Annotated in this window: 11 protein-coding genes; 8 read left to right on the forward strand and 3 right to left on the reverse strand. The window is 66.2% G+C overall.

What is annotated here, in order from left to right; translation table 11 throughout:
- Window positions 1-214 precede the first annotated feature (214 nt).
- A complete protein-coding gene (locus ACQPZ2_RS04440) occupies window positions 215-1,006 on the forward strand; it encodes an adenylate/guanylate cyclase domain-containing protein (RefSeq protein WP_433527322.1) in 792 nt (263 codons plus the stop codon).
- 157 nt (window positions 1,007-1,163) lie between these two features.
- Here the strand turns inward: ACQPZ2_RS04440 and ACQPZ2_RS04445 are convergent, their stop codons facing one another.
- A complete protein-coding gene (locus ACQPZ2_RS04445; RefSeq protein WP_169814675.1) occupies window positions 1,164-1,307 on the reverse strand; it encodes a hypothetical protein in 144 nt (47 codons plus the stop codon).
- 157 nt (window positions 1,308-1,464) lie between these two features.
- Here ACQPZ2_RS04445 and ACQPZ2_RS04450 point away from each other — a divergent pair, with 157 nt between their 5' ends.
- From ACQPZ2_RS04450 to ACQPZ2_RS04480, 7 genes are all read left to right on the forward strand, one after another.
- The gene (locus ACQPZ2_RS04450; RefSeq protein WP_433524416.1) at window positions 1,465-3,177 is read left to right on the forward strand and encodes an acyclic terpene utilization AtuA family protein; all 1,713 of its coding nucleotides are present in this window, start codon (window positions 1,465-1,467) and stop codon (window positions 3,175-3,177) included.
- Entirely contained in the window at window positions 3,174-4,322 is a 1,149-nt protein-coding gene (locus ACQPZ2_RS04455) for an acyl-CoA dehydrogenase family protein (protein WP_397050069.1), read from the forward strand. The genes ACQPZ2_RS04450 and ACQPZ2_RS04455 overlap by 4 nt, the downstream gene beginning before the upstream one ends.
- A complete protein-coding gene (locus ACQPZ2_RS04460) occupies window positions 4,319-5,917 on the forward strand; it encodes an acyl-CoA carboxylase subunit beta (RefSeq protein ID WP_433524417.1) in 1,599 nt (532 codons plus the stop codon). The genes ACQPZ2_RS04455 and ACQPZ2_RS04460 overlap by 4 nt, the downstream gene beginning before the upstream one ends.
- Before the next feature lie 6 nt (window positions 5,918-5,923).
- Complete coding sequence (locus ACQPZ2_RS04465) at window positions 5,924-7,969, forward strand: acetyl/propionyl/methylcrotonyl-CoA carboxylase subunit alpha (protein WP_433524418.1); 2,046 nt, start codon at window positions 5,924-5,926, stop codon at window positions 7,967-7,969.
- Window positions 7,969-9,129 (forward strand): acyl-CoA dehydrogenase family protein, encoded by a 1,161-nt coding sequence (locus tag ACQPZ2_RS04470; protein ID WP_433524419.1) that lies wholly within the window; start codon window positions 7,969-7,971, stop codon window positions 9,127-9,129. Before ACQPZ2_RS04465 ends, ACQPZ2_RS04470 begins: the two co-directional genes overlap by 1 nt.
- A 68-nt stretch (window positions 9,130-9,197) precedes the next feature.
- Entirely contained in the window at window positions 9,198-9,980 is a 783-nt protein-coding gene (locus tag ACQPZ2_RS04475; RefSeq protein WP_433524420.1) for an enoyl-CoA hydratase family protein, read from the forward strand.
- 4 nt (window positions 9,981-9,984) lie between these two features.
- The gene (locus ACQPZ2_RS04480; protein WP_433524421.1) at window positions 9,985-10,623 is read left to right on the forward strand and encodes a TetR/AcrR family transcriptional regulator; all 639 of its coding nucleotides are present in this window, start codon (window positions 9,985-9,987) and stop codon (window positions 10,621-10,623) included.
- A gap of 336 nt (window positions 10,624-10,959) precedes the next feature.
- On the opposite strand, the gene ACQPZ2_RS04485 is transcribed toward ACQPZ2_RS04480, so the two are convergent.
- Window positions 10,960-11,994, reverse strand: coding sequence for a hypothetical protein (locus ACQPZ2_RS04485; RefSeq protein WP_433524422.1), 1,035 nt, complete (start codon window positions 11,992-11,994; stop codon window positions 10,960-10,962).
- Window positions 11,995-12,034: 40 nt separating this feature from the next.
- On the reverse strand, window positions 12,035-12,424 hold the full coding sequence (locus ACQPZ2_RS04490) for a hypothetical protein (protein ID WP_433524423.1): 390 nt from the start codon (window positions 12,422-12,424) through the stop codon (window positions 12,035-12,037).
- Between the last annotated feature and the right edge of the window lie 78 nt (window positions 12,425-12,502).

The following is a 12,502-nucleotide window of genomic DNA, read 5'->3' on the forward strand; positions in this document are numbered from 1 at the left end:
CCCGCTCAGTCTGATCGAGGGGGCGCAGGTGGCGACAATAAGTAACCCGCCGACGGTTGGTCGGCTGAGATACGCTCGGGGCGTGACCGAAACACCTTCCGGCGGTGCTGAGCCGGGGACGGAACCGGAAGACGACGGGGGCGTTCCGTCCGAGGTGACCATACCGTTGGTGCCCGCCGATGAGGACCGATCCGCTCGTCGTCCCGGCTCGGGAATGCGACGCGGGCAGTTCTCCGCCTTGATGAATGCCGCGAACCAGCGGCCCGACATCATCGGTGTGCTGCGCAAGGCGCGTGAACAACTGCCGGGTGATCCGTCTTTCGGTGACCCACTGTCGGTTTCGGGTCCGGGTGGCGCCCGCGCGGTGGCGCGCGCGGCGGATAAGTTGGTCGGTGATACGCCGAGCGCGGCCCGGGAAATCGGATTCGGCGCACTGCAGGTCTGGCAGGCCATGTTGGAGCGCGTCGGTCGCGGTCGAGGTAGCGAAGAAATAACTGTGATGTTCACCGATCTGGTGGCGTTCTCCAGTTGGTCGCTTTCGGCGGGCGATGAGGCGACCCTCGAACTGTTGCGCGGGGTTGCCAAGGCCATCGAGCCGCCGATCGCCGATCGCGGCGGTCAGGTGGTCAAGCGCATGGGCGACGGTGTGATGGCCGTGTTCACCTCGGCCGATCATGCGGTGCGTGCCGCTGTGCAGGCGAAACGGAATCTGGCCGACGTCAGCGTGCGTGGTTATCGCCCGCAGATGCGGATCGGTCTGCACACCGGCTCGCCGCGCGAGATCGGCGGCGACTGGCTCGGCGTGGATGTGACGATCGCCGCTCGTGTGATGGAGGCCGGGGGCAACGGCAACACCATGCTTTCGCACGCGACATTGCAGTCCGTCGAACCGGAGACGCTCGAGGAGCTCGGGTTCTCGGTCAAGCCGTATAGGCGCAGTTTCTTCGCCGCACCACTGAGCGGCGTGCCGGAGGATCTGCGGATCTTCCGCCTGAACTCTGTCTGATTTGCGGCGCCTGCGGCGCCGCGTGTTCGCGGCCCCCTGGTGTCTCGCATCCGAGCGGCCGAGACTCGCGACTTCGTCGCATGCGCTTCGGCCACTCGGATGCGAGACGGGCCGCGAACGGTCGCTCGTAAGACTCGCTCCGTGGTGTTGAGTGGGTTTACATCAACCAGGCGACCGCGCCCGCGGTCGCTAGGGCGGCGAGCACCAGCAGGGCGATAGCGAGTGGCCGGGTGGTCTTCCAGGTGGAGTAGGCCCCGCCCAGCAGGAACCCGGCCAGCGCGAACAGGATGACGGAGGACATCTGGTCATTCTGCCTCGCGTGCCATGTGCAATTAACAAGCACGCGTGCTTGCTTTTTTCTGGACCGGGTGTGATGCTGGACTCCGGAACGCGGACTTCACCGGCGGCGCAACGCGGCGCGCCGGGACGGTTCGCCGCACAGGAGGGCCTTCCAGCTGATGAGTATGCTGGCCGCCGATCCGGAGCTCATCCGTATCGGCAACTGTTCCGGGTTCTACGGTGATCGGCTCAGCGCCATGCGGGAGATGCTCGAGGGCGGGCAGCTCGATGTGCTCACCGGGGACTATCTCGCCGAGTTGACCATGCTGATCCTCGGCCGGGACCGGATGAAGGATCCCAGCCTCGGCTATGCCAAGACCTTCGTCCGGCAGATCGAGGACTGCCTCGGGCTGGCGCTGGAACGCAATGTTCAGATCGTCACCAATGCGGGCGGTCTCAACCCGGCCGGGCTCGCGGAGAAGCTGCGCAAGGTTGCGGCGGATCTCGGACTGGATGCCAAGGTCGCGCACGTCGAGGGTGACGACCTGCTCAGCCGAGCGGGCGAGCTCGGCCTCGGGTCACCGCTGACCGCGAATGCCTATCTCGGTGCCTGGGGCATCGTCGAATGTTTGAATGCGGGCGCGGATATCGTGGTCACCGGCCGGGTCACCGATGCTTCGGTGATCGTCGGCCCGGCCGCCGCTCATTTCGGTTGGGGGCGAACCGATTACGACCAGCTTGCCGGTGCGGTGGTGGCCGGACATGTCATCGAGTGCAGTACACAGGCCACCGGTGGTAACTTCGCCTTCTTCACCGAGTTGGCCGATCTCGGACGGCCCGGTTTCCCGATCGCCGAAGTGCGCAGGGACGGCAGCAGCGTCATCACGAAACATCGGGGCACGGGCGGCGCGGTCACGGTGGATACCGTTGCGGCACAGCTGATGTACGAGATCCAGAGTGCGCGTTATGCGGGGCCGGATGTCACCACGCGGCTGGACACGATCGAGCTGAGTCAAGAAGGTTCGGATCGCGTGTTGATCAGCGGTGTGACCGGCGAAGCGCCGCCGCCGCAACTCAAGGTTTCGTTGAATACTCTCGGCGGTTTCCGCAATGAGATGGAGTTCGTGCTCACCGGACTCGACATCGAGGCGAAAGCCCAACTGGCGCAACGACAACTGGAGTCCTGGCTGCCCGTGCGGCCTGCGGAATTGACCTGGACGCTGGCGCGTCTCGACCGGCCGGACGCCGAAACCGAGGAGCAGGCAAGCGCTTTGCTGCGCTGCGTGGTTCGCGATCCGGATCCGAACAAGGTCGGCCGCTCGTTCTCCAATGTCGCGGTCGAGCTGGCATTGGCCAGTTATCCGGGGACCAACTTCACCAGCCTGCCTGGCAACGGCTCGCCGTACGGCGTGTACACGCCGGGATTCGTCGATGCCGCCGAAGTACCGCATGCGGCGGTGCTGCCGCAAGGCACTCGCGTCGATATCGCACCCGCGTCGGACACTCTGAAATTGGCGGAGGTAGCCGAGCCGGAACTGCCGGAGCCATTGTCCGCCAACGGAACTCGACGGGCACCGCTGGGCACGATTGCGCTGGCCCGCAGCGGCGACAAGGGCGGCAATGCCAATATCGGCGTATGGGTTCGCACCGATGAGCAGTGGCGCTGGCTGGCGCATACGCTGACGGTGGAGCGGATCAAGGAACTGCTGCCCGAGGCCGCGCCGCTGACCGTCACCCGGCACGTACTGCCGAATCTGCGTGCCGTGAACTTCATTATCGAGGGTCTGCTCGGACAGGGTGTGGCCTACCAGGCCCGCTTCGATCCACAGGCCAAAGGGCTCGGCGAATGGCTGCGCTCGCGTTATGTTGATATCCCATTGGAGTTGCTGTGAGTCCGTGGAATACGCCGGAACGGCGCGAATTGCGCGCCACCGTCAGGGGTTTCGCCGAGCGCGAGGTTCTTCCGTACCTCGACGCCTGGGAGCGTGACGGCGAGATCCCGCGCGAACTGCACAAGAAGGCCGGAGCGCTCGGCCTGCTCGGCATCCAATTCCCGGAATCCGCAGGCGGTTCCGGCGGTGACGGTATCGACGCCATGATCGTCTGCGAGGAAATGCATCAGGCCGGCTGCTCCGGCGGCCTGTTCGCCTCGCTGTTCACCTGCGGTATCGCGGTGCCCCACATTATCGCCTCCGGCAATGAAGACCTGATCGAGCGCTTCGCACGCCCGACACTGGCCGGGGAGAAGATCGGCTCGCTCGCCATTACCGAACCTGGCGGCGGCTCCGATGTCGGCCACCTCACCACCACCGCACGCCGCGATGGCGACCACTACATCGTCAATGGGGCCAAGACCTACATCACCTCGGGTGTGCGCGCCGATTTCGTGGTGACCGCCGTGCGCACGGGCGGCCCCGGCTCCGGCGGCATTTCGCTGCTGGTGGTGGAGAAGGGCACGCCGGGCTTCACGGTCAGCCGCAAGCTCGACAAGATGGGCTGGCTGGCCTCCGATACCGCCGAACTGTCCTATGTGGATGTCCGCGTGCCGGTAGAGAATCTGGTCGGACCGGAGAATTCCGGCTTCTATCAGATCGCCGGTGCGTTCGTCAGCGAGCGGGTCGGGCTTGCGGTGCAGGCGTATTCGCAGGCCCAGCGCTGCCTGGACCTGACCCTGGACTGGGTGCGCAACCGCGAGACTTTCGGCCGCCCGCTGATCAGCAGGCAGGCCGTGCAGAACACCGTGACCGAAATGGCCCGACGCATCGACGTGGCCCGCGTCTATACCCGAGATGTGGTGCAGCGCAGCGCCGATGGCGAAACCGATCTGATCGCCGAGGTGTGCTTCGCCAAGAACACCGCCGTGGAGGCGGGCGAATGGGTGGCCAATCAGGCCGTGCAACTGTTCGGCGGCCTCGGCTATATGCGCGAATCCGAGGTCGAGCGGCAATACCGCGATATCCGCATTCTCGGCATCGGCGGTGGCACAACGGAAATCCTGACCGGACTGGCGGCGAAACGATTGGGGTACCAGTCTTGACGACACTACGCACCACACTCGATACCGCATCGCCGGAATACGCGGCCGCGGCCGAGGCCATGACCAGCAAACTCACCGAGGTGGAGGCCGAATTCGCCAAGGCCGTCGCGGGCGGTGGCCCGGACAAGCTGGCCCGGCATCGCAAGCGCGGCAAGCTGACCGCGCGCGAGCGCATCGAACTGCTCATCGACGAGGATTCACCATTCCTCGAGCTTTGCCCACTTGCCGCGTGGGGCAGCGACTTCCACGTCGGGGCGAGCGTGGTGTGCGGTATCGGCATTGTCGAGGGCGTCGAATGCATGATCGTCGCGCCGGATCCCACGGTGCGCGGCGGCACCTCGAATCCGTGGACGCTGCGCAAGAACCTGCGCATGAACGACATCGTCATGCAGAACCGGCTACCGGTGATCGGACTCGTCGAATCCGGCGGCGCGGATCTGCCGACGCAGAAGGAAGTCTTCGTACCCGGCGGACGGATGTTCCGCGATCTCACCAGGGCCTCGGCGGCCGGAATCCCCACCATCGCTTTGGTTTTCGGCAATTCCACCGCGGGCGGCGCTTACATCCCCGGCATGTCCGACTACACGGTGATGATCAAGGAGCGCTCCAAGGTATTCCTCGGCGGGCCGCCACTGGTCAAGATGGCCACCGGTGAGGAATCCGATGACGAATCGCTCGGTGGCGCGGATATGCACGCGCGCGTCTCGGGTCTGGCCGATTATCTGGCGGTCGACGAGCAGGACGCGATCCGCATCGGCCGCTCGATCATCAAGCGCCTGAACTGGAAGAAGCAGGGTCCGGCACCGCGCGCGGAGGTGATCGAGCCGCGGTACGACCAGGAGGATCTGCTCGGCATCGTCCCGTCCGATCTGAAGATTCCGTTCGATCCGCGCGAGGTGATCGCCCGCGTCGTCGACGGCTCCGATTTCGACGAATTCAAACCGCTCTATGGCAGCAGCCTGGTCACCGGATGGGCGGAGTTGCACGGTTATCCGGTCGGCATTCTCGCCAATGCGCGCGGCGTGCTGTTCTCGGAGGAGTCGCAGAAGGCGACCCAGTTCATCCAGCTGGCCAACCAGTCGAATACGCCACTGCTGTTCCTGCACAACACCACCGGCTACATGGTCGGCAAGGAGTTCGAGCAGAAGGGCATCATCAAACACGGCGCGATGATGATCAATGCGGTCTCGAATTCGAAGGTGCCGCATATTTCGCTGCTGATGGGCGCGTCCTACGGTGCGGGCCATTACGGCATGTGCGGTCGCGCCTACGATCCGCGATTCGTTTTCGCTTGGCCCAGTGCGAAATCCGCCGTCATGGGCGGCGCGCAGTTGGCCGGTGTGATCTCGATCGTGGGCCGGGCGGCCGCCGAGTCCAAGGGCATTCCGTTCAACGAGGAGGCCGATGCCGGGATGCGCGCGATGGTGGAGGCGCAGATCGAGGCCGAATCGCTGCCGATGTTCATGTCGGGGCGGCTGTACGACGACGGTGTGATCGACCCCCGTGATACCCGCACGGTATTGGGAATGGCGTTGTCGGCCATTCACAATGCCCCAGTCAAGGGCGCCGATGGCTTCGGCGTCTTCCGGATGTGAGGGAAAATGACTGCATCGCGTAGCGATTCGATGAGGGGCGGCGGTCGGGTGCCGGGTGGGCCATTCACCAATGTTTTGGTAGCCAACCGTGGTGAGATCGCCCGCCGGGTTTTCGCGACCTGTCGTCGCATGGGGATCGGCACGGTCGCGGTCTACTCCGATGCGGATGCCGCGGCACCGCATGTCGCCGAAGCCGATGCGGCGGTTCGTCTTCCGGGCAATACCCCGGCCGAGACCTACCTACGCGGCGAACTGATCATCGAGGCGGCCTTGGCCACCGGTGCTGACGCGATCCATCCCGGTTACGGATTCCTTTCCGAGAATGCGGAATTCGCACAGGCTGTGCTGGCGGCCGGACTGGTGTGGATCGGCCCCCCGGTCGAGGCGATCGAGCAGATGGGTTCGAAGGTCGCTGCCAAGAAGATGATGGACGCGGCCGGAGTTCCGGTACTCGCCGAACTCGATCCGGACGAGGTCACCGCGGCGCAGCTGCCGGTGCTGATCAAGGCCTCTGCCGGTGGTGGCGGGCGCGGCATGCGTGTGGTGCGCGAACTCGCCGATCTGGAACCGCAGATCGCCGCCGCGCGCCGGGAAGCCGAATCGGCATTCGGTGATCCGACGGTGTTCTGCGAGCGGTTCCTGGAGACCGGCAGGCATATCGAGGTCCAGGTCATGGCCGATACCCATGGCACCATCTGGGCCGTCGGCGAGCGGGAATGCTCCATTCAGCGCCGCCACCAGAAGGTGGTCGAGGAGGCGCCGTCGCCGCTGGTCGAGCGGATCGACACCATGCGCGAGCGGCTGTTCGAGGCGGCCAGGCTGGCGGCCGGTGCGATCGGCTACACCGGTGCCGGGACCGTGGAATTCCTCGCCGACGAGGCGGGTGACTTCTTCTTCCTGGAGATGAATACCCGGCTGCAGGTGGAACATCCGGTCACCGAATGCACCACCGGACTGGATCTGGTGCGGACTCAGCTGGAGGTCGCGGCGGGCGGCGAGTTGGCTGCCGCGCCGCCCGCGCTGCGTGGGCACTCGATCGAGGTGCGGCTGTATGCCGAGGATCCCGCGAACGAGTGGCAGCCGCAGAGCGGGACGGTGCATCGGCTCGATATCCCTTCGGTGGTAACCGAATTCGAGGTGCTCGAGCGACCGGGCGTGCGTCTGGATACCGGTGTGGTCGACGGTTCGGTTGTCGGTGTGCACTACGACCCGATGCTTGCGAAGGTCATCTCCTACGCCGAGACGCGCGGCGATGCGGCACGGCTGTTGGCAACGGCCTTGCAGCGGGCCAAGATTCACGGTCTGGTGACCAACCGCGATCTACTGGTGCGGGTGCTGCGGCATCCGGCATTCCTGGCCGGAGACACCGATACCGCATTCTTCGAAACACACGGATTGGATTCACTCTCCGCGCCTTTGGCGACCGAGGCCGATGAGGCACTGTCCATCGTCGCCGCCGCACTCGCGGATGCCGCGGCGAACCGGAAGGCGGCCGGGGTCGGCGGCGGGCTGCCCGCGGGCTGGCGGAATCTGCCGTCGCAGTCGCAGCACAAATCGTACGAAAGCCGCACCAGCGGAACACATGACATCGGTTACCGCTTCACCCGAACCGGTGTCGCGGTGGACGGTCACGATGGACTCGAATTGGTGCAGGCAGGTCCCGAGCGCGTGGTTCTCGCGGTTCCAGGCGAACGCGGGCTGGTGCGCAGGCAATTCGATATCGCCCGCTACGGCGATCTGGTCTGCGTGGATTCGCCGCTGGGACCCGTGTCGGTGCGCCGACTGCCGCGCTTCAGCGATCCGGCCGATCAGGTCGCGCACGGTTCATTGCTCGCACCCATGCCGGGCAGCGTGATTCGCATCGGCGCCGAGGTCGGCAGTGCCGTCGAACAGGGCCAGCCGATTCTGTGGCTGGAGGCCATGAAGATGGAGCACACCATCTCCGCGCCCGCCGCCGGCGTGCTCAGCGCCCTCAATGTCACCGTCGGCCAGCAGGTCGATGTCGGCGCCGTGCTCGCCGTCGTCGATCCCACCGAATCCCAGGAGAACTGATGAGTTTTATCGAAACCGAAGAGCAGAAGGCGCTACGGGCCGCGGTGGCCGGGCTCGCCGCGAAGTACAGCTTCCGCGATTACGTGCTGCCGAAGGCGCGCAAGAACGAACCGCTCACCGAATTGTGGGATGAGGCAGGCAAACTCGGGTTCCTCGGCGTGAATCTGCCGGAGGAGTTCGGCGGCGGTGGCGCGGGCATGTACGAGCTCGCGCTGGTCATGGAGGAGCTGTCCGCGCAGGGCGCGGGCCTGCTGCTGATGGTGGTCTCACCGGCCATCTGCGGCACCATCATCACCAAATACGGCACCGATGAGCAGAAGCAGCAGTGGCTGCCCGAACTCGCCGACGGCACCGCCAAGATGGTCTTCGGCATCACCGAACCCGACGCGGGTTCGAACTCGCACCAGATCACCACCACCGCGCGTCGCGACGGCGACGACTGGATCCTCAACGGCCGCAAGATCTTCATTTCCGGCGTGGACCAGGCGGAGGCCGTGCTCATCGTGTCGCGCACCGAGGACCACAAGACCGGCAAGCTCAAGCCCGCGCTGTTCATCGTGCCCACCGATGCCCCCGGCTTCGTCAAGACGCCACAGGAAATGGACATCATCGAGCCGGACCACCAGTTCACGCTGTTCCTCGATGACGTGCGCCTGCCGTCGGATGCCTTGGTAGGCAAGGAAGACGCCGCGCTCATGCAGCTGTTCGCGGGCCTCAACCCGGAGCGCATCATGGGCGCGGCCATGGCCGTCGGCCTGGGCCGCTATGCCATCGATCGTGCCGTCGAATACGCCAAGGAACGCACGGTGTGGAAGACGCCGATCGGTGCGCACCAAGGCATTTCGCATCCGCTCGCCGCGGTGAAGGTCGAAGTGGAGCTGGCCAGGCTGATGATGCAGAAGGCCGCGACGCTCTACGACGCGGGCGATGAGATGGGTGCGGCCGAGGCCGCGAATATGGCGAAATACGCTGCGGCGGAAGCGAGTATCAAGGCGCTCGATCAGGCCATCCAGACCCACGGCGGTGCGGGCCTCACCAAGGAATACGGCCTCGCCGCGATGCTCGCCGCGGCCCGTATCGGCCGCATCGCGCCGGTCAGCCGGGAGATGGTCCTGAATTTCGTCGCCCAATACTCGCTGGGCCTGCCGAAGTCCTACTGACACCCAGCCCTCGTCGCCCGATGCCTGGTCGACGAAGGATCGGGTCCGATGCCGCTACAGGAGGGACGATGACCGAGACATCGACCGCACCACACGTGCGTTACGAGGTCAGCAATGGATTCGCCACGCTGACCCTGGATTCGCCGCACAACCGCAACGCGCTGTCGTCGCGGTTGGTCGTCGAGCTCCTTCAGGGCCTCGACGACGCCGCGGCGGATCCCGCCGTCCGCGGCATCGTGCTCGCGCACACCGGCAATACCTTCTGCGCGGGCGCGGACCTCACCGAGGCCAGCAATGCCGATCCGGCGGTGGCCGCCGACGAGCGCACCCGGGTGATGATCGGCGTACTGCGCAGACTCGTCGAAACGCCGAAGCCGATCATCGCGCGGATCGACGGCAATGTGCGCGCGGGCGGTATGGGCATCGTCGCGGCCTGTGACATCGTCGTCGCCGGTCCCGGCAGCAGTTTCGCACTCACCGAAGTGCGAATCGGGTTGGCGCCGTTCATGATTTCGCTGACCCTGCTGCCCCGGCTCAGCCCGCGCGCGGCAAGTCGCTACTACCTCACCGGCGAGAAGTTCGGCGCGGATATCGCCGAACAGATCGGTCTGGTCACCATCACCGCCGACGATCCGGCGGCCGAGGTGACCCGGCTGTGCGCGGAGCTGCGCAAGGGGTCCCCGCAGGGGCTCGCCGAGGCCAAGCGATTGGTCAACGCGGGCATCCTGGCCGAGTTCGACAGCTCCGCCGAGGAGCTCGCCACCCGCTCGGCGAGCTTCTTCGGCACGCCCGAGGTGCACGAGGGGATGCTGGCCTTTTTGCAGCGCCGTCCACCGAGCTGGGCAGAATAGCGCCATGGCAGCGATCTCCAGGCCCCCAGTGGCGCCGCACGAACCCAAGCAGGACCGCAGCCGGGCCACCCGGCAGCGCTTGCTCGAGGCGACCATCGATTGCCTGGCCGAAATGGGCTGGGCGGCGGCCACGGTCTCGGTGGTCGCGGAACGTGCAGGGGTGTCGCGGGGCGCTGCCCAGCATCACTTCCCGACCAGGGAAGACCTGATCACCGCCGCACTCGAGTACATGTTCGACACCCGCACCCAGCAGGCCAAGGACGAGGCGAAGTCGGTGGCCGCGCTGGCCGAGGGGGTCGAGCGCACCGAGGCGGTGGTGGCCGGGTTGGTCGAATCCTTCACCAGCCCGCTGTTCAAGGCGGCGCTGCAGGTGTGGACGCATGCGGCCGCCGATCCCGCGCTGCGGGAGCGAATTGTGCCGCTGGAAGCCAAATTCGGGCGTAGATCGCATCGGCGGGCAGTGGAGGCGCTCGGCGTCGACGACGCCGATCCGGTTGCCCATCACCTTGTTCAGGCGACGCTGGATATGGCGCGCGGCCTCGGGCTGGCCGATGTCCTGACCGATGACTCGGCGCGCCGCAAGCAGATCGTGTCCCAATGGGCGGCCACGCTGCACGCGGCGCTGCACGCCCCACCGCCCTGACGCCCGGCGCTCTGCTGAGTTGCCGGGCGGGGTTGAGTCGCGGGGCGGGGCTGAGTTGCCGGGCGGGGCTGAGTTGCCGGGCGAGGTTGAGTTGCCGGGCGGGGCTGAGTTGCCGGGCGGGGCTGAGTTGCCGGGCGAGGTTGAGTTGCCGGGCGGGGCTGAGTTGCCGGGCGAGGTTGAGTTGCCGGGCGAGGTTGAGTTGCCGGGCCGGAGCTGGATTGCCGGGCGGGGTTGAGTTGCCGGGCGGGGTTGAGTCGCGGGGCGAGGTTGAGTTGCCGGGCCGGAGCTGGATTGCCGGGTGGCGCTGAGTCGTCGGGCGGACCAGGGCGTGAGCCGCTAGTCCTCGTTCGAATCCTTGGCCGGTGACACATGCTGGAACCAGGCGGCCGTTTCGTCCGCGGTGAGCACCCGTTCCAGCGTCAGGTCGCCGACCATATGCGGGAAGAAGCGTCCCGCGGGCCAAGTGCGTTGGTACGGCGGCGGATCCAGGACCAGCAGGCGGGTGCCGTCGACCACCGGAATATCGGAAGGCGTGCCCTCGTTCCAGATCCAGCTGCCGTCCGGCGCGACCAGATTGAACGATCCGGTGGTATGCACCATGCCGGGCATATCGCGGCACATGGCGACCGCCTCCGCCGCCGGTGCCTCGCCCGGAATATGTCCGCCGCCGATGAGGGCGTCGGCGACCAGGGTGTGCAATTGGAAGTTGTCGCCGATGCCGGTCATTCGCATGGCGTAGCCGGTGCCGGTTTCACGGTGCAGCACGACGACCGGCTCGTCGTCCAGCACGATCAGCGCGTAGCCGAGGCATTTGTCCCACCGGTCGGAGATTTCGCCGAGTGCGTCGTGCCGCTCCCGGATGATCTCGCGGCCGGACTGTCCGAACTTCTGCCGAACTTCCTTGTGCTGCAACATGGCCAGACCGGCACGGCTCCAGAGGTCCAGCGTCCACCACGCCAGCGTCGGGTCGAATCCGAAGACCTCGAACAGGTCCGGGTCCAGCTCGAACTGTTCGGGGTCGGGTACGTCGACGCCATCGGCCGCCGCCGTCCACTTCTCGGCGAATTCCTTTGCGCCGCCGAGTGTTATCGCGAGATTCGCCAGCACGCCGGGTGCGCAAGCCACGGGATCCGCACCACCCTCGACGCACGCGCCGATGAGGACCGCGATATTCGCTCGCGGTCCCGTCGGCACATCGGGCAGCAGCTCCGCGAGCCGCTTCCCGCCCTGCGCAAGCTCTTCCGGAGTCGCTGATCGGTAGCAGCGATGCAGTTCCGAGTGAGCTTGTTGCTGCGCCTGCGAGTCCTGCGCGTGCACCGCGCTCTCGAAATCGAATACGGCATCGATGAATCGATCGGTGGTCGAACTCATACCCGCACGCTAACAGCTTGCCACTAAAGGGAATTCGCGGTCAGCAGAGCCCTGCCTGCTGCATGTGGCCCTCGTCGACCGCGTAAGAGGTGGAACCGATGAGGACGCCGAGGAGTCCACCGATGACCAGTCCCGGAATAGCGCCGACGAAGAAGAGCGGCAGGCCCGCGATGCCGCCGATGGTGGCACCGACCAGACCGCCGACCAGCGTCCTGACCTCGATGGTGTCGCCGGGCGCCAGGCACTGCCCGATGAGGTCGGCCTGCGGGGTCGGTTCGGCTGCCGCGGCGATCGGCGCGGTCGCGACCGGTGCGGTCGGCTGGGGCGCTTCACCCGGCGCGGCCGATGCGGTCGAGGCGAAGCCGATGGTGAGCGCGACGGCGACGAGTGCGCCGATGACGGTTAGGACGAATCTCGAAATGCTTCTCACGTTTTTCCTGATGGTCGGAGTTGGCGCAACTGGATCATCATTCCCGGAGTTCGCGGCGTGCGAAAGGGTTTCGAATGA

Source organism: Nocardia pseudovaccinii (assembly GCF_050942345.1).
Classification (GTDB): domain Bacteria; phylum Actinomycetota; class Actinomycetes; order Mycobacteriales; family Mycobacteriaceae; genus Nocardia; species Nocardia pseudovaccinii.